This is a genomic window from Burkholderia latens, from assembly GCF_902499045.1.
In the GTDB taxonomy this organism is placed as follows: Bacteria; Pseudomonadota; Gammaproteobacteria; order Burkholderiales; family Burkholderiaceae; genus Burkholderia; species Burkholderia latens.
Genome location: NZ_CABVPL010000034.1, coordinates 23,489 through 43,856, shown reverse-complemented (window position 1 = coordinate 43,856; position 20,368 = coordinate 23,489). Strand labels below are relative to the sequence as shown.

16 protein-coding genes are annotated in these 20,368 nt (G+C 67.1%); 4 read left to right on the top strand and 12 right to left on the bottom strand.

Annotated elements, in window-relative coordinates; genetic code table 11:
- Position 1: 1 nt before the first annotated feature.
- The 10 genes from BSE24067_RS21415 to hpnI form a co-directional block, all read right to left on the bottom strand.
- The gene (locus BSE24067_RS21415) at positions 2-1,234 is read right to left on the bottom strand and encodes an aspartate aminotransferase family protein (RefSeq protein ID WP_151066457.1); all 1,233 of its coding nucleotides are present in this window, start codon (positions 1,232-1,234) and stop codon (positions 2-4) included.
- Positions 1,235-2,221: 987 nt separating this feature from the next.
- Positions 2,222-3,262 carry a GlxA family transcriptional regulator gene (locus BSE24067_RS21410; protein ID WP_011544983.1) on the bottom strand — a complete coding sequence of 347 codons (1,041 nt, stop codon included), beginning with the start codon at positions 3,260-3,262 and terminating at the stop codon, positions 2,222-2,224.
- A 21-nt stretch (positions 3,263-3,283) separates the two neighbouring features.
- Entirely contained in the window at positions 3,284-4,084 is an 801-nt protein-coding gene (locus tag BSE24067_RS21405) for an ABC transporter ATP-binding protein (protein ID WP_006488736.1), read from the bottom strand.
- Between the two features lie 21 nt (positions 4,085-4,105).
- On the bottom strand, positions 4,106-4,819 hold the full coding sequence (locus tag BSE24067_RS21400; protein ID WP_151066458.1) for an ABC transporter permease: 714 nt from the start codon (positions 4,817-4,819) through the stop codon (positions 4,106-4,108).
- Positions 4,816-5,505, bottom strand: a complete 690-nt coding sequence (locus BSE24067_RS21395; protein ID WP_009690868.1) for an ABC transporter permease — start codon at positions 5,503-5,505, stop codon at positions 4,816-4,818. Before BSE24067_RS21395 ends, BSE24067_RS21400 begins: the two co-directional genes overlap by 4 nt.
- 266 nt (positions 5,506-5,771) lie before the next feature.
- The gene (locus BSE24067_RS21390; protein WP_151066459.1) at positions 5,772-6,326 is read right to left on the bottom strand and encodes an outer membrane protein assembly factor BamE; all 555 of its coding nucleotides are present in this window, start codon (positions 6,324-6,326) and stop codon (positions 5,772-5,774) included.
- A 96-nt stretch (positions 6,327-6,422) separates the two neighbouring features.
- The gene (locus BSE24067_RS21385) at positions 6,423-7,472 is read right to left on the bottom strand and encodes an HpnL family protein (RefSeq protein ID WP_151066460.1); all 1,050 of its coding nucleotides are present in this window, start codon (positions 7,470-7,472) and stop codon (positions 6,423-6,425) included.
- On the bottom strand, positions 7,469-8,353 hold the full coding sequence (gene hpnK / locus BSE24067_RS21380; protein ID WP_151066461.1) for a hopanoid biosynthesis-associated protein HpnK: 885 nt from the start codon (positions 8,351-8,353) through the stop codon (positions 7,469-7,471). Before hpnK ends, BSE24067_RS21385 begins: the two co-directional genes overlap by 4 nt.
- Positions 8,354-8,356: 3 nt before the next feature.
- Complete coding sequence (gene hpnJ / locus BSE24067_RS21375) at positions 8,357-9,799, bottom strand: hopanoid biosynthesis associated radical SAM protein HpnJ (protein WP_341772552.1); 1,443 nt, start codon at positions 9,797-9,799, stop codon at positions 8,357-8,359.
- A 171-nt stretch (positions 9,800-9,970) separates the two neighbouring features.
- Positions 9,971-11,146, bottom strand: coding sequence for a bacteriohopanetetrol glucosamine biosynthesis glycosyltransferase HpnI (gene hpnI / locus BSE24067_RS21370; RefSeq protein ID WP_174904845.1), 1,176 nt, complete (start codon positions 11,144-11,146; stop codon positions 9,971-9,973).
- Positions 11,147-11,782: 636 nt separating this feature from the next.
- Here hpnI and BSE24067_RS21365 point away from each other — a divergent pair.
- The gene (locus BSE24067_RS21365; protein WP_151068313.1) at positions 11,783-12,781 is read left to right on the top strand and encodes an LLM class flavin-dependent oxidoreductase; all 999 of its coding nucleotides are present in this window, start codon (positions 11,783-11,785) and stop codon (positions 12,779-12,781) included.
- A gap of 22 nt (positions 12,782-12,803) precedes the next feature.
- Here BSE24067_RS21365 and BSE24067_RS21360 read toward each other — a convergent pair whose 3' ends face one another.
- The gene (locus tag BSE24067_RS21360; RefSeq protein WP_151068314.1) at positions 12,804-13,862 is read right to left on the bottom strand and encodes an alpha/beta fold hydrolase; all 1,059 of its coding nucleotides are present in this window, start codon (positions 13,860-13,862) and stop codon (positions 12,804-12,806) included.
- A 203-nt stretch (positions 13,863-14,065) separates the two neighbouring features.
- On the opposite strand from BSE24067_RS21360, the gene pdxY reads away from it, so the two are divergent.
- From pdxY to BSE24067_RS21345, 3 genes are all read left to right on the top strand, one after another.
- Complete coding sequence (gene pdxY, locus BSE24067_RS21355; protein ID WP_151068315.1) at positions 14,066-14,926, top strand: pyridoxal kinase PdxY; 861 nt, start codon at positions 14,066-14,068, stop codon at positions 14,924-14,926.
- Positions 14,927-15,345: 419 nt separating this feature from the next.
- Positions 15,346-17,499, top strand: coding sequence for a phosphocholine-specific phospholipase C (locus tag BSE24067_RS21350; protein ID WP_151068316.1), 2,154 nt, complete (start codon positions 15,346-15,348; stop codon positions 17,497-17,499).
- Positions 17,500-17,856: 357 nt separating this feature from the next.
- Entirely contained in the window at positions 17,857-19,005 is a 1,149-nt protein-coding gene (locus BSE24067_RS21345; RefSeq protein ID WP_151068317.1) for a branched-chain amino acid ABC transporter substrate-binding protein, read from the top strand.
- A gap of 257 nt (positions 19,006-19,262) precedes the next feature.
- Here the strand turns inward: BSE24067_RS21345 and BSE24067_RS21340 are convergent, their stop codons facing one another.
- Positions 19,263-20,024, bottom strand: coding sequence for a FadR/GntR family transcriptional regulator (locus BSE24067_RS21340; RefSeq protein WP_151068318.1), 762 nt, complete (start codon positions 20,022-20,024; stop codon positions 19,263-19,265).
- Positions 20,025-20,368: the final 344 nt, after the last annotated feature.

Sequence of the window (20,368 nt, the reverse complement as noted above, 5' to 3'; positions counted from 1 at the left end):
ATCAGCGCGCGGTGGCTTCCTGGGCCGCGAGCACCTGCTCGACCGCCTTCTCGAAGCGCTTCACGCCTTCGTCGAGCAGGTCGAACGGGATCACGAGCGACGGGACGAAGCGCAGCACGTTCGGGCCGGCGATCAGCATGATCAGGCCGTTTTCGGCGGCGGCCGTGACGAAGTCCTTCGCGCGGCCGTCGAATGCGGCGGTGAGTTCCGCGCCGACCAGCAGGCCCTTGCCGCGGACGTCCTTGAAGATGCCGAAGCGTGCGTTGATGCGTTCGAGCGCGCCCTTCAGCCGCACGCTGCGTTCGCGCACGCCTTCGAGCAGTGCCGGGTCGGCGATCAGTTCGACGACCTTGTCCGCGATCGCCGACGCGAGCGGGTTGCCGCCGTAGGTCGTGCCGTGCACGCCGACCTTGAAGTGCGCGGCCAGTTCGTTCGTCGTCAGCATCGCGCCGATCGGGAAGCCGTTGCCGAGCGCCTTCGCGGTCGTCAGGATGTCGGGCGTGACGCCCGTGTCCATGTACGCGTAGAACTGGCCGGTGCGGCCGACGCCCGTTTGCACTTCGTCGAAGATCAGCAGTGCGTCGTTTGCGTCGCAGGCTTCGCGCAGTGCCTTCAGGAACGCCGGATCGGCCGGGATCACGCCGCCTTCGCCTTGCACCGGCTCGACGATCACCGCGCAGGTTTTCGGGCCAATCGCGGCTTTCGCGGCTTCGATGTCGTTGAACGGCAGGTGCTTGATGCCTTCCGGCACCGGGCCGAAGCCTTCCGAGTACTTCGGCTGACCGCCGACGCTGACCGTGAAGAACGTGCGGCCGTGGAACGACTGGACGAACGACACGATTTCGTATTTGTCGGCGCCGTGGCGGTCGAAGGCGACGCGGCGCGCGAGCTTCAGTGCGGCTTCGTTCGCTTCCGCGCCCGAGTTCGCGAAGAATGCGCGGTCGGCGAAGGTCAGCGATTCGAGGCGCTTCGCGAGGCGCAGCACCGGCTCGTTCGTGTAGCCGTTGCCGATGTGCCAGAGCTTGCGGCCTTGTTCGTCCAGGACCTTCAGCAGTTCCGGGTGGCCGTGGCCCAGCGACGTGACCGCGATGCCGCACGCGAAATCGACGTACTCGCGGCCGGCCGTGTCCCACACGCGGGAGCCCTCTGCACGGTCCGGCACGAACGGCGCGGGAGAAAATACCGGCACCATCACTTCGTCGAATGTCTGGCGGGTCACGGTCGAGGTCGTCATGGTCGTTCCTTTCGGTTTCGTAAGAGGGTTCAACAGGATCAAGTTTAGGTAAGGGTGACGCAAGCGTCTTGCGGATTTGCGACGGGTTCTATCGGAAGCGGCTGCTTCAGGTATTTTGCCCTCCAGGCGGGGTTCGTTTTTGCTGTGGTCCGGTTTTGTTGGTTTTTTTTGGGGTCTGTTTGGGTGGTGCGCTTTCGGTGGGCGTGAAGCACCTGTCATCGTGTCGGTCTATTAGCGTCGCCCCTCCGCGGGGCAGCGGTCACTTTTCTTTGTCTTGCCAAAGAAAAGTAACCAAAAGAAAGGCGCTGTGAAAACGCAAGACCTCCCGGTGCCATGGTCAACAGAGTGGCCACCGCCTAAGTGTCCGCGCCAGTTCGGAACCCGGAGTGGTGCGAGCAATGGTTCTGACACCTACCACTACCCAACAGAGCGGTATACCGCCCGCTAGCTCCGTCCTCGCTTCGCTCGGCCGCAAGGTGCGCCCACCCCTCCAGTCGAGGCCCATGCCCCCGCAGAATTCCCGGGTACTCAGCTCCCCAAGCAGTGGCGGGCGCCGCGACGCCACGACGGACGGTCTCGATCGATTGCATCCATTCGCCAGACGGCACGATCGCACTCCCAATTGAGCGGCCGGAAAAATAAGGGCGGTGGGTTGTGGGATGTGCCTGTCGGCCGAGCGAAGCGAGGACGGAGCTAGCGGGTGGTATACCGCTCTGTTGGGTGGTGAGTGATGTCAGAACCATTGCTCGAACCACTCCGGGTTCCTGACTGGCGCGGACACTTAGGCGGTGGCCACTCTGTCGACCATGGCACCGGGAGGTCTTGCGTTTTCACAGCGCCTTTCTTTTGGTTACTTTTCTTTGGCAAGACAAAGAAAAGTAACCGCCGCCCCGCGCAGGGGCGACGCTAATAGACCGACACGATGACAGGTACTTCACGCCCACCGAAATCGCACGACCAAAACGAAAGCGCACCGCAAAAAGAACCTCAATCTTTCCCGCGCTCGACGAGCGCCCCGCCGCGCGGCTCGCTGCCGCCGCCGGTCTGTTTCTCGAGCCAGGCCCGCCGATCTTCCCGCGGCGTGACCCCGAACCTTTCGCGGTAAGCATTGGAAAAATGCGCTGCAGAGGAGAACCCACAGGCAAGCGAAACCTGAACGACCGACTTGCTGGTCCGCTGCAACTGAGTCCGGGCCTTGAGCAGTCGAAGATTGAGGTAATACTTGGAGGGCATCGCCCCGAGATACTGCCGAAAGAGCCGCTCCAACTGCCGCCGCGAAACGCCGACGAGCCCGGCGATCTCATCGGTGGTCAGAGGATCCTCGACATTGGCCTCCATCAAGAGCAACGCATCATTGAGCCGAGGATGCCGCTCGCCCGGCGCGGTAACGAACGGAATCCTCTGCCGCTCCTCGCCGCTGCGCAGCGTGCCGGCCCCGAGCGCATCGGCAATCCGCTCGGCAAGATCGGCCCCATGTTCGCGGCCAATCATGGCCAGCATGAAATCGACGGTCGCCTGCCCGCCGGCACAGGTCGCCCGATCGCGATCGATCTCGAAGATCTGCTGCGTGACGATCGACCGCTCGAACTGCTCGGCGAACTGCTGATACGTCTCCCAGTTCACGCTCACGCGATACCCGGAAAGCTGCCCGGCCATCGCGAGCCACCACACGCCGTGGTGAATCCCGGTCACGACCGGCGTGCGCTGCCCGACCCGCGCAAGACTCGCGAGAAACAACCGATAGTCGGCAAACTGCTGAAACCGCTCCGACACGACGATCAGCCAGTCGCACGCGATCGCATCGTTGAACGCCGCATCCGCATGCCACTGCGCGCCGCCGGCAAGCGGCACCGGCCGCCCATCCCACGAACACACCTGCCACCGATACAGCAAGCGCCCGTCGATCTCGTTCGCAAGATTCAGCGCATCGACGATCGGACCCACGCCCGACATCGACACGGGCGGCAATGCAACGATCGCCACCTGCGTCGTGCGGGTGGCGCCTGCGGGACGAGACACCGGTACCACGTATGACACCCGCCCTTCGCGTTACTTCAGACTACCCGACAGGAACTGCTTCAGACGCTCGCTCTGCGGTCGCACCAGCACCTCCTTCGGATCGCCCTCTTCCTCGGTCCGCCCCTGATGCAGGAACATCACGTGGTTCGACACGTTGCGCGCAAAACCCATCTCGTGCGTGACGACGATCATCGTCCGGCCTTCCTCGGCCAGCTTCTGCATCACCTTCAACACTTCACCGACGAGCTCAGGGTCGAGCGCGGACGTCGGCTCGTCGAACAGCATCACGTCCGGATGCATCGCGAGCGCCCGCGCAATCGCGACGCGCTGCTGCTGCCCGCCCGACAGGTGCGACGGATACTGCTTCTCGACGCGCGGCGGCAAGCCGACCTTCTCCAGGTACTCGCGCGCCCGCTCCTCGGCTTCCTTCTTCGAAATGCCGAGCACGTGCACCGGCGCCTCCATCACGTTCTCGAGCACGTTCATGTGCGCCCACAGATTGAAGTGCTGGAACACCATCGCAAGCTTCGTGCGAATGCGCTGCAACTGCTTGTGATCGGCAACCTCGAGCGCGCCGGCGCGGTCCGTCTTCGTACGCACGGCCTCGCCGTCGACGACGATCTGCCCCGCATTCGGCCGCTCGAGAAAATTGATGCAGCGCAGGAACGTGCTCTTGCCCGACCCGCTCGCGCCGATGATGCTGATGACGTCGCCGGCCTTCGCGTTCAGCGACACGCCCTTGAGCACCTCGTTATCGCCATAGCGCTTGTGAATGTCGACCGCGGCAAGCTTGACGGAAGCGGACGCGCTCGTTTGAGTGATCTCGGCCAACTGGCTCTCCTCGAAGTGAAATCAATGACGGCCGGCCGCGAGATACGCGAGCCAGTGGCGCTCCGCCCGGCGAAACGCCGCGACGAGTGCGAACGATACCGCAAGATAGATCAGCGCGGCGATCCCGAACGACTGGAACGCCATGTAGGTCGCGGAATTGGCGTCGCGCGCGACCTTCAGGATGTCGGGCACGGTCGCCGTGAACGCGACGGTGGTCGCGTGCAGCATCAGGATCACCTCGTTGCTGTACAGCGGCAACGCGCGGCGCAGCGCCGACGGCAGGATCACGCGGCGGTACATCGTGAACGGCGACATCCCGTACGCCCGCGCAGCCTCGACCTCGCCGTGCGGAATCGCGCGGATCGCGCCCGCGAAGATCTCGGTCGTGTACGCGCAGGTGTTCAGCGCGAACGCGAGAATCGCGCAGTTGAAGCCGCTGCGGAAAAACGCGTCGAGCAGCGAATGCGAGCGCACGAACTCGAGGCTGTACATGCCCGTGTACATCAGCAGCAGCTGCACGTAGAGCGGCGTGCCGCGGAACACGTACGTGTAGAACCGCACCGGCATCGACAGCCATCTCTTCTTCGACACGCGCGCGACCGCGAGCGGCACCGCGCACACGAAGCCGAGCGAAATCGACGCGACGAGCAGCCACAGCGTCACCGCGAGGCCGGACAGGCGCTGGCCGTCCCAGAAAAGGAACGCCTTGCCGAATTCCTGGAGGATCTCGATCATAGTTCTGCGTGACGCACGCCCATGGAGTAACGCTTCTCGAGCTGGATCAGCACGAGGTTGGAAACGGTCGTGATCGCGAGGTAGATCAGCGCCGCGACGAGGATGAAAAAGAACATGTTGAACGTGCTCTTGCCGGCGTCCTGCGCGGCCTTCACGACGTCCGCGAGGCCGATGATCGACACCAGCGCGGTCGCCTTCACGAGCACCTGCCAGTTGTTGCCGATGCCCGGCAGCGCGAAACGCATCATCTGCGGAAACATGATCCGCACGAACACGCGCATCCCGCTCATGCCGTACGCCGCGCCGGCCTCGAGCTGGCCGCGCGGCACCGACAGGAACGCGCCGCGGAACGTCTCGGTGAAATACGCGCCGTAGATGAAGCCGAGCGTCAGCACGCCGGCCACGAACGGGTCGATGTCGATCTGGTCCCAGCCGACGAGGTCGGTGAACTGGTTCAGCCAGATCTGGATGCTGTAGAACAGCAGCAGCATCAGGACGAGATCGGGCACCGAGCGGATCAGCGTCGTATAACCGGTCGCGATCGCTCGCAGCACCCGGTTGTGCGACAGCTTCGCCACCGCGCCGATCAGCCCCAGCGCCACCGCAGTGGCGAGCGACAGCACCGACAGCTCGATGGTCTGCACGGTGCCGGCCCACAGGACGGGACCAAAGCCGTAAAGGAACACGCGCGTCTCCAGTGTTGATAGAAACACCGGCGCGCATCACTGTCCGGCGCCGGGCTGACGCGGATAGTCGCAAGCGAAATTGATTGCCTCAAATCACCGCATCTGCCGATGCTGCGTTGCAACAATTCGTCGCATCATTTCCGCGTGGGCCCTACGCTGCTGTTTCAAAAGGAAAAAACCCGCTTCCTGACGGTCCGTTGACACGCCGGGAAGCGGGTTTTTTGCAATTTTCCGGTCGCTTTTTCGATATAGCGCCGGCGGCCGGCTTACCGCCCTTTCAGGATGTCGGAGCGCGAAGTCGTATAGACAAGCCCGTCCGGGCCGAAATGGACGTTGAAGAACGCGTCGGTGTTGACGCCGTCCTCGAGCCAGCGCCAGCTCCAGACCGTCTCGGGCTTCAGCGGATACTGCGCGATGTCGCCGGGCTTGCCGAGCAGGCGCCGCACCTCGTCCTCGTCCATCCCCGGGCGCACTTTCGCGAAATTCTCGGCGGTCAGCACCTGCGTCGCGCCCATGTAGTGCCCGCTCGCGTCGAGATCGACGAACCATGTCTGATTGCCCATCGGGCCGCGCGGATATTCGAGACGCTTCGAGCCGTCGGTGAAGATGCGCTCGGTCTCGGGCTTGCCCATCGTGTCGCGCACGTCGGCCTCGGTCGAGACGCCGGCCTTCAGCCCCTTGAGGAGCAGCGGCGCCGGCTTGATCGCGGTAAAGAAGTCCTTGATGCGTTGCACGTCGAGATGGCCTTGGTCGTCGCAGCCGGTCAGCGCCAGCGCGGCGGCCAGCATCGTCACGGGAAGCAGCCGGAAACGAAAAATCATCGGAAGGAATGCGCGTCGAGAAAACACGCGGCAAGGATACCCGCGCCACGCCAAAAGCGCGAGAACGACGGCAGGACCGCGCAGCCTGCCTCGTGTTCAATGCGTCGTTTCGGTCTGCTGCTCGGCGTCGCGGCTCGCCGGGTCCGCGCGGCGCACGCGCGATACGGCCGGGGCCGCGCCGATCCTGCTGCGCGTGCGCACGAGTTCGGCAAGCTGCCACGAACCGAGCGCGAGACATCCGAACAGCACCTCGCGGCCGCGCTTGACCAGCGCGAGCGACAGCGCCGTGTCGCGATCGACGCCGAACATCTGCGCGAGCAGCACGACGGTCGCCTCCTGCACGCCGAGGCCGCCCGGCACCATGAACGCCGCATGCCGCACGGCCTGCGTCATCGCCTCGATCGCGATCGCGCCGCCGATCGACACCGGATGGCCGAGCAGCGCGAGCGCCCAGTAGATTTCGAGCGCGCCGAGCACGTAGCCGGCCAGCTGCCAGAAAAACGCGCTGAACAGCAGGCCCGTGCGCGACATCAGCGCGTCGATGTCGGCATCGAGCCGCCGGCCGTCGACACCCTGCAGCAACCGGTGCGAATCGCCGAGCAGACGCCCCGCGAACCGCTCGATCGCATGGAAGATCCCGCCGCGCCGCATCAGCACGACGCCGAGCACGGGCAACGGCAGCGTCAGCAGCAGCGCGACGCCGATCGTGCCGCCGCCCATGTCGTGCGTGGTCGCGAGCAGCAGCACGAGGCCGAGCGCCGCGAACGCATACTGGACGACGATCGTCACCAGCACCTCGACGATCACCGACGCGGTCACGCGGCTCGCGTCGGGCACTTGCCAGCGCGCCATCCGGATCCCGACCAGCTCGCCGCCGATGCCGACGACCGGCAGCAGCCGGTTCACGGCCTCGCGCACGGTCGCGATCCACCACAGGAACGACAGCGACGCGCGCCGGTCGAGCAGCTGGTGCCACGCATACGCGTCGAGCAGCAGCGGCAATGCGTGGAACGGCACGAGCCACAGCAGCGCGAAGCCGGCGCGCTCGAGCATCTGCGTCACGTCGCCGATGCCTTCGTGCAGCCCCAGCGCGAGCAGGATCCCGATGCCGATCGGCCAGCCGAGCCACTTGATCCACTTCGTCATGACGGCTGCGCCCCCGTTTCTTGCGACGGGCGCACGCCGCGGGGCGCCGCACGCTGGCCGAATACGTCCGCGAACCCGCCGGTCGCGACGCCGGCCGCCTTCAGCGCGGCCGCGACGCGGGGCGACAGCAGCGCGTCGAGTTCATCGACCGGCCGGTAGCCGGCCATCGTCGGCGTGATCGGGCCGTCGCCGGCCTCGGCCGGATGACAGTAGATCTCGCCGACGCCGGCCGGCAGCGTAGCGAGCGCGTCGAGCAGCACGGCCTCGTCCATCGCGCCCGTATGCTCGATCCCGACCACGTAGTCGTTGTGCGCGAGCCCCGCGCGATCGAGCCGCGCGCGCACCAGCGCGATCCACGGCTTGAGCAGTGCGGGCGCGCTCGCTTCGTAAGGCAGCCGCACCGCGCGCAGCCCGTAATCGCGGCCGATCTCGATGATCATCGACAGCACGGTCGGATGCAGATGGAAATGCTTGTGCGCATTCACGTGATCGAGCGGCAAGCCGCTCGCCGCGAACGCGTCGAACTGCGCGCGAATCTCGCGGCGCAGCTGCGCACGCACGTGCGGCAGGAAGAAGAAGCGGCAGCCGTCCTTCGCCATCGCGTCGCCGAAGCGGCCGTCGCGGCCGACGAGCGCGGGAATCTCATGCGCGGGCAGCGTGGCCGGCCCGTCCGCGAGCACCAGGTGCAGGCCCACCGCGAGCGACGGCAGCCGCCGCGCGCGTTCGATCGCATCGTGCGCGGCGCTCGCCCCGACCATCAGGCTCGCGGCGTTCAGCACGCCGTCGCGATGCGCGCGCTCGACGGCCGCATTGACGCGCGGGTGCAGCCCGAAGTCGTCCGCGGTGAAGATCAGCGCCCGCGCCGCCCGCTGCGTCGCCACGGATCAGGCCTCGTGCGCGCGCAGGAAGCGGAAGAACTCGACGCCTTCGCGCAGGCGACGCTTCATCATGTCCCAGCTCGTCAGCATCTCGCGGACGATCTCCCAGATCTTCGACGGACGGAAGTAGAACTCCCGATAGAACTGCTCGAGATGGTGATAGATCTCGTCGCGCGACAGGTGCGGATAGCCGATCGCCGCGAGCTGCACGCCTTCCTTGCTGACCAGGTTGATCGTCTTGTTCTCTTCCATCCAGCCGTTCTCGATCGCCTGCTTGTACAGCGTCGTGCCCGGATACGGCGCGGCGAGCGACACCTGGATCGTGTGCGGATTGATTTCCTTCGCGTACTCGATCGTCTTCTTGATGGTTTCCTGCGTCTCGCCCGGCAGGCCGAGGATGAAGGTGCCGTGGATCTTGATGCCGAGCTTCTTGCAGTCCGCGCTGAAGCGGCGCGCGAAATCGGTGCGCACGCCCTTCTTGATGTTCACGAGGATCTGGTCGTCGCCGGATTCGAAGCCGACCAGCAGCAAACGCAGGCCGTTTTCCTTCATCACCTTCAGCGTCTTGTACGGCACGTTCGCCTTCGCATTGCACGACCACGTGATGCCGAGCTTGCCGAGCCCGATGGCGATGGCTTCGGCGCGCGGCAGATCGTCGGTGAAGGTGTCGTCGTCGAACATCAGTTCCTTCACCTCCGGCATGTTGTCGCGGATCCACTTCGCTTCGGCGAGCACGTTCTCGACCGAGCGCGTGCGGTAGCGATGGCCGCTGACCGTCTGCGGCCACAGGCAGAACGTGCAGCGCGACTTGCAGCCGCGGCCCGTATAGATCGACACGTACGGATAGTTCAGGTAGCCGATGAAGTAGTTGTCGATCTTCAGGTCGCGCTTGTAGACGGGCGCGACGAACGGCAGTTCGTCCATGTTCTCGAGGATCGGACGCGCTTCGTTGTGCTCGATCGAGCCGTCCTTCGCGCGCCAGCTCAAGCCCTTGATCTCCGCGAACGGCTTGCCTTCGGCGAGTTCCTTGCACGTGTAGTCGAATTCCTCGCGGCACACGAAGTCGATGGCGTCGCTCGCGGTCAGCGAGTTGTGCGGATCGACCATCACCTTCGCGCCGACCATGCCGACCAGCATCGACGGCTTCATCTTCTTCAGATCCTGCGCGAACATCGCATCGGTCGGAAACGACGGCGTGCTCGTATGGATGATCACGAGGTCGTAGTCGTTCGCGATCTTCAGCGTTTCGTCGACCGACAGCCCGTCGGCCGGCGCATCGACGACGCGGCTGCCCGGCACGAGCGCGGCCGGCTGCGCGAGCCACGTCGGATACCAGAAGGAACGGATTTCGCGCTTCGCCTGATAGCGCGAGCCGGCTCCGCCGTCGAAGCCGTCATACGAAGGGGCCTGCAAGAACAGCGTTTTCATGAATGCTCCGGTAGCCTGCATAGTTCGATTCGTTTCAACGATTCAGTCAATCAACCGCGGGCCGCCGTATCGGCGCCCGCCTCTTTGTCATGTCGCGTCGCACGGCAGTGCCGCGCGGCGCGTTTCGGCCCGCGGGCCGGATTCGTCCGGTAACGCGCGCGTGCCGGCCGCCGTGGTGCGCACGCCGGTACGCTAGCGGCCGTCCGCGCCTTCCACCGCCGCCGCCGCGCGCTCGCCGCCGACGACCGTCATCCGCGCGCCGCGCCACACGACGTGCGTGCCGAACGCGGCCGCGAGCCATTCGAGCGCGAGCAGCGTGTCGCGCACCGCGACGAGCGGCAGGTCGCGCCAGAACGCGCGCCAGCCGTCCTCGCCGCGCGCGTGCAGCACGAGCCGGCCGAACGCGCCCGCGATGGCCGCGCCGCCCGCGAGCGTGCCGGCGGCGGTGCCGTCCAGGCGCAGCGCGAGCACCGCGCCGATGGCAAGCCACGGCGCGGTAAACGTGATGAACAGGAACGCGAAGCCGGCCGGGTTCAGCGAGCGGATCGTGCGCAGCCAGCGCGTCTCGCGGTGCCAGAGCGGCCCGAACGACGGCTCGATCACGTCGGTCGCGACCTCGACTTCGGACAGCACCGTGTGGCGCCCGAGGCGCCGCGGCAGCTCGGCCAGCCAGTAATCGTCGGCCAGCTCGTCCTTCAGCGCGAGCAAGCCGCCGATCCGGTCGAGCGTGTCGCGCGTCAGCGCGAGCGTCGCGCCGAAGCCGAAGCGGCTCGAGCGGCCGAGGTGCGCGATCCGCACCGACGGCGCGAACCACGCGTCGACGAACTGCGCACCGATCCGCGTCCAGAAGCCGCCGACGCTGCGCGCATGATACAGGCACGTGACGACGCCGACCGACGCGTCGGCGAGCGGCGCCGTCACGCGCTCCAGATAGTCGGCCTTCACCGCGATGTCGCTGTCCGCGATCACGATGCGGCCGTACTTCGCGCGCTCGGCGAGATTGATCAGGTTGCTGACCTTCAGGTTCTTGCCATGCACGCGCGCGTCGATCACGAGCGTGATGTCGCAGTCCGGATAGTCGGCGCGCAGCCGCTCGACGACGGCGACGGCCGGATCGGACGCCGACGCGACCCCGAACAGCACTTCATAGCGGGGATGGCGCTGCCCGCAGAACGTCGCGAGGTTCTCGTACAGGTGCGGCTCCGCGCCGCACAGCGGTTTGAGCACGCTGACCGGCTCGAAGCCGTCGCGCGCGGCGGTGCGCGGCATGCGCGGTCGCGGCGCGAACGCGGCGGCGAGCGCATAGCCGGCCGCGGCGAGCGTGAACGCGATCAGCAGCCAGTCGAGCAACGTGACGGTCGGCGTCATGCGCGACGCCCCCCGGCGATGCGGGCGCCACGCCGAGCCAGCGAACCTGGCTGAACGTGATGGGAAATTCCGGCAGCGACGAACGCGGGCACGACCCGACTCCTTGTTCCAGCAGCGTCTGTGTAGAGAGGCATGGCTCGTTCGCAGAAGCGACCATGCCCGGATTCGCGTGGCACATCCTCGCGCGCGGCCCGAACGGGATGCGGGAAGATTCGAATGGCGACCATCGGCACAAGATGGGCGAGCGCCGGATTTTAGCAGTCCGCGCCTACCCGCGCTCGACGCCGCATGAAACGGACTGGTGCGATTTCGGCAAAGCTGCGAGACCGGCAAACCATTCGGGTGCCACCGCGTTCACGTTAGCGTAAGCACTTTGCAGGCGTATTGCAGTCTTGAAAATCAAACGTTTCGTGCAAATTTGTACGTCGATGCGAAGACGCGCCCAATCGCCGTAAACGACGGTAATTATTCGGCGATTATGGCGATTTCTGCAACGATCAAGAAGACCCGCGTTGCACCCCTGAAAGGCGCATGGGTATCCGTGCGTCGCCAGCGCGTTCCGGAACCCTTTGGCAAAATCGTCGGCATCTGTTGCGCATGCGCATCACCGCGCCCCTCCCTTTCGAAGGCCTCCCGATGATTCCGTTTTCCGTACTCGATCTCGCCCCCATTCCCGCCGGCGCCGATGCCGCGCAGGCGTTCCGCAACACCGTCGACCTCGCGCAGCACGCGGAACGCCTCGGCTACCGGCGCTACTGGCTCGCCGAGCATCACAACATGCCGGGCATCGCGAGCGCGGCCACCGCGGTCGTGATCGGCCACGTCGCGGGCGCGACGAAGACGATCCGCGTCGGCTCGGGCGGAATCATGCTGCCGAACCACGCGCCGCTCGTGGTCGCCGAACAGTTCGGCACGCTCGCGTCGCTGTATCCGGGGCGCATCGACCTCGGGCTCGGCCGCGCGCCGGGCACCGACCAGACCACGTCGCGCGCGCTGCGCCGCGACCTGATCGGCAGCGCCGATTCGTTCCCGGACGACGTCGCCGAGCTGCAGCGCTATTTCGCGGAACCGGTGCCCGGGCAGCGCGTGCGCGCCGTGCCCGGCGCGGGGCTCGACGTGCCCGTATGGCTGCTGGGTTCGAGCCTCTTCAGCGCGCAGCTGGCCGCGATGCTCGGGCTGCCGTTCGCGTTCGCGTCGCACTTCGCGCCCGACTACCTGATGCGCGCGCTCGAGATCTACCGCGCGCAATACCGGCCGTCGGCCGCGTGGCCGAAGCCGCATGCGATGGTCGGCGTCAACGTGTTCGCGGCCGATACGGACGACGAGGCGCGGCGGCTGTTCACGTCGCTGCAGCAGCAGTTCATCAACCTGCGCCGCGGCACGCCCGGCAAGCTGCCGCCGCCCGTCGACGTGCTGGAGGCAAGTGAATTCGAACTCGCGAACGTCGCGCACGCGCTGTCGTTCGCGGCCGTCGGCTCGCGCGACACCGTGCGCGACAAGCTACGCGACCGGATCGCGCAGACGGGCGCCGACGAGCTGATCATCACCGCGCAGATCTACGATCACGCGGCACGCGTGCGCTCGTTCGAGCTGGCCGCGCAAATCCGCGACGAACTCGCGAACGAAGCCCGCTGAGCGGGCGACGCGCGCCGCCGCGTTACTGCGGGTGTGCGGCGCCCATTCCGTCGAGCAGCGCCTTGTGGAACGCGTCCGGATCCTGGATCTGCGGCGCATGGCCGAGCGCCGGAAACTCGACGAGCTGCGCGCCGGGAATCGCCGCCTGCGTGCGCTTCGCGAGTTCCGGGTAACGGCCGAGTTTCGCGTGCACGTCGGGCGGCGCGGCGTCCTTGCCGATCGCGGTCGTGTCCTTGTCGCCGATCAGCAGCAGCGTCGGCACGCGGATCGCGCCGAGCTCGTACACCACCGGCTGCGTGAAGATCATGTCGTAGAGCAGCGCGGAATTCCACGCGACCGCGTCGCGGCCCGGGCCGCGATACATGCCGGCGAGCATCTGCACCCAGCGCTCGTACGACGGCGCCCACTTGCCCGCGTAGTAGGTCGCCTGCTCGTAGCGGCGGATGCCGTCGGCGCTGGTCTTCAGCTCGCGCGCATACCAGTAGTCGACGGACAGCGGCGGCACGCCGAGCGCCTTCCAGTCTTCCAGGCCGATCGGGTTCACCAGCACCAGCTGGTCGGTCGCCTTCGGATACATCAGCGCGTAGCGCATCGCGAGCATTCCGCCCGTCGAATGGCCGACGAGCGTCGCCGACTTCACGCCGATCGACTCGAGCAGCGCATGCGTGTTGCGCGCCAGTTGCTGAAAGCTGTACTGATAGCGCTCCGGCTTCGACGACTTGCAGAAGCCGATCTGGTCCGGCGCGATTACGCGATAGCCGGCACGGCTCAGCACGCCGATCGTGTCCTCCCACGTCGCTGCGCAGAAGTTCTTCCCGTGCAGCAGCACGACCGTGCGGCCGTTCGGGTGCGCCGGCTGCACGTCGACGTAGACCATCTCGAGCGTTTCACGCTGCGACACGAACGCATAGCGGTGCTCCGGCTCCGGATACGCGAAGCCTTCCAGGCGCGGGCCGTAAGCGGGCCCGTCGTTGCCGGCGGGCGCCTGGGCGGCGGCGGCCGGTGTCGCGCAGGCTGCGGCGACGGCCGCGCCGAGCACGGCGGCGCGGGCCAGTGACAACATCTTGCAAATCGAAGGCATGGCGATCACGGTAAGGGGAAACGCATACGGGCAGCCGGCATAGGAGCAGCCGGCATACGGCAGCCGGCGGCCTCGCGCCCCCGCGATTCTACGCGGTCGGGCTGACGACGGCGCGCAACAGTCGCCCGCCGCACGACTTTCGCGCCCGCGACGATCTCGGGTATCGTGTGACGTGACCCTGAAACGCCTGCAGGCGGATATCCATGAAAAACGTCCTCAGCATTCAGTCGCACGTCATCTACGGCCACGCGGGCAACAGCGCGGCCGTGTTCCCGATGCAGCGCCTCGGCGTCAACGTCTGGCCGCTCAATACGGTCCAGCTATCGAATCACATGCAGTACGGCCACTGGGCCGGCAGCGCGATCGATGCCGCGAAGATGGAGCAGCTCGTCGACGGCATCGCCGCGATCGGCGCGCTCAAGCGCTGCGATGCGGTGCTGTCCGGCTTCGTCGGCTCGCCCGCGCAGGCGCGCGCGACCGTCGAGATCGTGCGCGCGGTGAAGGCGATGAACCCGAACGCGTGGTACTTCTGCGATCCGGCGCTGGGCCAGACGGGCGGGATCCGGCCCGAGCCCGGCGTCGAGGAGTTCATCGTCCAGGAAATGCCGGCGCTCGCGGACGGCATGTCGCCGAACCATACCGAGCTGCAGAAGCTCGCCGGGCGGCGCATCGAGTCCGTCGCCGAAGCCGTCGACGCGTGCCGCGCGCTGATCCGCCGCGGCCCGAAGATCATCCTCGTCAAGCACCTGCACGACCGCAACAGCCCGGCCGACCGCTTCAACATGCTCGCGGTCACCGAAACCGAGGCGTGGATCGGCCAGCGGCCGCTGTATGCGTTTCCGCGCCATCCGGTCGGGGTCGGCGACCTCACCAGCGCGATCTTCGTCGCGCGCCGGCTGCGCGGCGACTCGGTGCGCGCCGCGTTCGAGCACACGCTCGCGGCCGTGCACGCGGTCGTGAAGGCGACCTACGATGCGCGCCGCTATGAGCTCGAGCTCGTCGCCGCGCAGGATGAAATCGCGCGGCCGAGCGAATGGTTCGGCGCGTGGGTGACCGACGCGTGATGCGTGCGCATCGCCATCTTCGCCGTTGCTCCGCTCTGCTCCCCGCTGTTCTCCGCTGTTCTCCGCTGTTCTCCGCTCCTCCGGCCCGCCATGCGCCGCCCGCTTCGCTCGTCGGCTCGCCTCTCGCGCGCCGCGTTGCCTCACCCGTTGTCCCGTGTGTCGTCTCGCCCGTCTCGTCGCCTCCTGCTTCCCCCGTCCCCCGCTTGTCGCGTCATCCCGCAGCTCGTTGATGCACGCACCGCTGGCCCCGTGCAATCCGCTCCACGCGTGCAAACGTTTCCGGACTTCACGGGAATGACACCGAATCCCGGCTATGCTCGCGGCGGCACGACCGTCGCAGCCGCATCCTGCGATCCGGGCGCGGCCGCTTTTCCCGCATGTCCCGCCAACCGGCTCCCCCTTTACGCACGATAACGACCATGACCCGATCGAACCGTCGTGATTTCCTGCGCGTCGCCGCCGGCACTGCCGGCGCCGCCGCGCTGAACCTGTTCCCGCCCGTGATCCGCGATGCGCTCGCCATTCCCGCGAACCGCCGTACCGGCACGATCCGCGATATCGAACACATCGTGATCCTGATGCAGGAGAACCGCTCGTTCGACCATTACTTCGGCACGATGCGCGGTGTCCGCGGCTTCGGCGACCCGCGTCCGCTGCGGCTCGCGAACGGCAAGTCGGTGTTTCATCAGCCGGTCGGCCCGGCCGAGCTGCTGCCGTTCCACCCCGGCGCCGACAAGCTCGGCATGCAGTTCCTGCAGGATCTGCCGCACGGCTGGCAGGACATGCATGCCGCATGGAACAAGGGCCGCTACGACCAGTGGGTGCCGAACAAGGGCACCACGACGATGGCGTACCTGAAGCGCGACGACATCCCGTTCCACTACCAGCTCGCCGACGCGTTCACGATCTGCGACGCGTACCACTGCGCGATCCCGAGCTCGACCGACCCGAACCGCTACTACATGTGGACCGGCTACGTCGGCAACGACGGCACGGGCGGCGGCCCGGTGCTCGGCAACGAGGAAAAGGGCTACGGCTGGACGACCTATCCGGAAGTGCTGGAGCAGGCCGGCGTGTCGTGGAAGATCTATCAGGACGTCGGCACCGGCCTCGACGCGAACGGCTCGTGGGGCTGGACGCAGAACCCGTACATCGGCAACTACGGCGACAACGCGCTGCTCTACTTCAACCAGTACCGCACCGCGCTGCCCGGCACGCCGCTGTACGACAAGGCGCGCACCGGCACCAACATCAGCGCCGGCGGCACGCTGTTCGACGTGCTGCAGCAGGACGTGAAGAACGGCACGCTGCCGCAGGTGTCGTGGATCTGCGCGCCGGAGGCGTATTCCGAGCATCCGAACTGGCCGGCCAACTACGGCGCGTGGTACATCGAGCAGGTGCTGAAGGTGCTCGTGTCGAACCCGGACGTGTGGAGCAAGACCGCGCTCTTCATCACCTACGATGAGAACGACGGCTTCTTCGACCACGTGCCGCCGCCGTTCGCGCCGCAGTCGCGCGACAACGGGCTGTCCACGGTCGCGACGACCAACGAGGTGTTCGCCGGCGACGCGTCGCACATGGCCGGCCCGTACGGGCTCGGCCCGCGCGTGCCGATGCTCGTCGTGTCGCCGTGGACGAAGGGCGGCTGGGTGTGCTCGCAGACCTTCGATCACACGTCGCTGCTGCAGTTCATCGAAGCGCGCTTCGGCGCGCAGTATCCGTTGACGGCCGCCAACGTGTCGCCGTGGCGTCGCGCGGTATGCGGCGACCTGACGTCGGCGTTCGACTTCGCGACCGCCGACGCCGCATGGCCGGCGCTGCCCGACACGAGCGGCTACGCGCCGCCCGACCGCCTGCGCCACCCCGACTACATCCCGGTGCCGCCAGTCGCGCAGCAACTGCCGAAACAGGAGCCGGGGCTGCGTCCGGCGCGCGCGCTGCCGTACGAGCTGTTCGTGCACGGCCGCGTCGAAGCCGCGAACGGGCAGTTCCGGCTGACCTTCGCGAACACGGGCCGCGCAGGCGCGGCGTTCCAGGTGCAGTCGCGCAACCGCGTCGACGGCCCGTGGACGTACACGGTCGAAGCCGGCAAGCGGATCGCCGACACGTGGAGCGCCGCCGCGTCGCTGGGCCTGTACGACCTCGACGTATATGGCCCGAACGGCTTCTACTGCCATTTCCGCGGCCCGTTCGCGACCGGCGCCGGCAGCGCGAACGCGAACCCCGAGGTGATCTACGGCTACGACGTCGCGAACGGCAACATCACGCTGCGCCTGATGAACCGCGGCCACAAGGCGGTGCGGCTCAAGGTCACGAACGCGTACGGCCACGGCGGCGCGCGCACGTTCGAGCTCGCGCCGGGCGCGCACGTCGACGACTACTGGGATCTGCGCGGCAGCCACGGCTGGTACGACCTGACCGTCAGCGACGGCCGCCTGCTCGGCTTCGTGCGCCGCTTCGCGGGCCACGTCGAGACCGGCCGCCCGAGCACCAGCGACCCGGCGATCCGCACGAGCGCGTCGCATGACGCCGCTGACGCCACCGAAGCCGCGTCGGACGCCCTGTCCGACTGACGACGGCACACGGCGGCGCGGCCTCCGTGCGGGGCCGCGCCGCCCGCCCTTCCCCGCATCCCGTCCGTTCGTGACGGGAAACTCCCGATACCGGCCAGCCGTGCTCGCGCGGAAGCTGTGCGCAAATCCGCATCGAATGCGCGGCAAATTGCCAAGACCCGTGCATATCGGCGACCTATATATCGAGGCGATCGGGGCTCCTCGCCGAGCCTGACGGGAGATTGTTCCGGGAATCATCTGCATGCCGAGCTCCCCGCCCGATTACGAGAAGCGGTCGAACCGCCCGCCCGTCGCACGTGTCCGGCCTGCCGGCCGCGTGCGGTACCCACCCGCTGGTGTAGAACAAGAGGAACGAACATGAAATTCCGTCATTCCCTGTTGTCGGTATCGGTCGTATCCGCGGTAGCTCTCCTCTCGCAACAGGCCGCCCAGGCCGCCGACGCGACCGACGTGAAGGTCGGCTTCGCCGCGCCGCTCACCGGCGTGAACGCCGGCTACGGCAAGGATCTGCAGAACGGCGTGCAGCTCGCGCTCGACGATGCCGCCGCGCAGAAGGTGCAGATCGCCGGCAAGCCCGCGCACTTCAACCTCGTCGTGCAGGACGACCAGGCCGACCCGCGGATCGGCGTGCAGGCCGCACAGGCGCTCGTCGATCAGAACGTGTCGGTGGTGGTCGGCCACTTCAACTCGGGCACGACGATTCCGGCGTCGGTGGTCTACGACAAGGCCGGCATTCCGGTCATCGACCCGGCGGCCACCAACCCGACGCTCACGTCGCGCGGGCTCGCGAACATGTTCATGGTGATCGCGACCGACGGCCAGAACGCGGGCAACGCGGGCAAGTACGCGGTCGACGTGACCAAGGCCAAGCGCATCGCGATCATCGACGACCGCACCGCGTTCGGCCAGGGCGAGGCGGACGAGTTCGAGAAGGCCGTGAAGGCGGCGGGCGGCAACATCATCGGCCGCGAGTTCACCAACAATCAGGCGGTCGATTTCCGCGCGCAGATCACGAGCCTGAAGGCGAGGAATCCCGACCTGATCTTCTTCGGCGGCCTCGATTCGCTCGCCGCGAACTTCATCAAGCAGATGCGCCAGCTCGGGCTGAACGCGCAGTTCGTCGGCGGCGGCGGCGTGAAGGACAACGAGTTCATCAAGATCGCCGGCCCGGCCGCCGAAGGCGCGATGGCGTGGGAATACGGGCGTCCGCTCGACGAGCTGCCGCAGGGCAAGGACTTCGAGCAGCGCTTCAAGAAGCGCTTCGGCGTCGACGTGCTGTCGTACGCGCAGTTCGGCTACGACGCCGCGTGGGCCGCGATCAAGGCGATGCAGGCGGCCAACTCGACCGATCCGAAGGTCTATCGGCCGGCGCTGAAGAAGATCGACTTCGAAGGCGTCACCGGCCGCATCTCGTTCGCGAACGACGGCTCGCTGAAGAGCGGGATGTCCACGCTGTATCAGGTGAAGAACGGCGCGTGGAAGACGATCGTGACGAAGGGCGGTTGATCGGGCGGAGCCGGCGGCCCGCGGAAGCGGGCCGGCCGGCGCGGGCGTCAGCGCAGGCTCCGCCCGCCGCTATGGGGCGATCCGGGAACGGCCGGAAGACGGCGCCGGATCGCGATGAACCGCAGCCATCGCACAGCATATCGTACGATGACTGATGTTAAGGCGTGAGACGCCGGGCCTAACGTCATGCCCCGACGCGGGCCGTGCCGACAGCCGGTGCTCCGGTCCGCGGCACTTGCTATCCGTTGTTCGTCCGGTCAGCCGGCCTGCGTATCGCGTTCCGCTTCGGCCGCCTCGTGCGCGCGGCGCAGCCGCTCGCGGCTGTTGGTCAGGTGCGTGCGCATCGCGGCGCGCGCGGCTTCCGGGTCGTGACGCGCGATCGCCTCGTAGATGTCCTCGTGCTCGTGATTGAGCCGGCCGACGTAGCACTCGAGGTCGTCGCCGGCGAAGCGCGCCGAATTCACGCGCGTGCGCGGAATGATCGACGCGCCGAGCTGCGTCATGATGTCGACGAAATAGCGGTTACCGGTGGACTGCGCGATCTGCAGGTGGAACTGGAAGTCGAGCTGCGCGGTATCGCGGCCGCCGCCCGCCCCCGACGCGATCGCATCGAGCGCGCGCCGCAGCGCCGCGAGATCGGTGTCGCTCGCGCGCTGCGCGGCAAGGCTCGCGCATTCGCTTTCGAGGCTGATCCGCAATTCGAGCACCGCGAGCACGTCGCGCAGCGTCGTGATGGTCGCGGGATCGATGCCGAGCGTCTGGCGGCGCGACGGCTCGAGCACGAAGCTGCCAATGCCGTGACGCGTCTCGATGAGGCCGCTCGCCTGCATTCGCGAGATCGCTTCGCGCACGACCGTGCGGCTGACGCCCTGCGCCGCCATCACTTCGGTTTCGGTCGGCAGCTTGTCGCCGGGACGCAGCGTGCCGTTTTCGATCTGCGCGGTCAGCGCGTCGACGACATCTTGTGCGAGGCTGCGTGCGCGACGGCGCGGCGCTGCGGGAAGCGTGGGCACGGACATGAGGCCGGTTCCTTTTGAATGATCGTAATGTGAGCCGAGGGTTTACGCGGGGTTTGAGCGAACGCCGATGATTCATTATACTGCGTCACAAGTCATCCGACGACTGATGATCGCGACACGGATCTCCTGTCGACCGCGGCAAGCGCACTGCGCATGCCCGGTCCCGTGGTCGCGATCGGCCGGCGGTCGTGCTTCAGCACGCGCGCCGGCATCCGGTTTCACGGTCGATCGAAGCGCGCCTGCGCGCTGGCTCCTGACCGCCGCGGCGCCGGCATCGAGCGGGTCGCCCTACCCTTGCGGGTTGCTGTCGACATGCGGGGCTTGCGCGCCGCGCACGTCGGTTG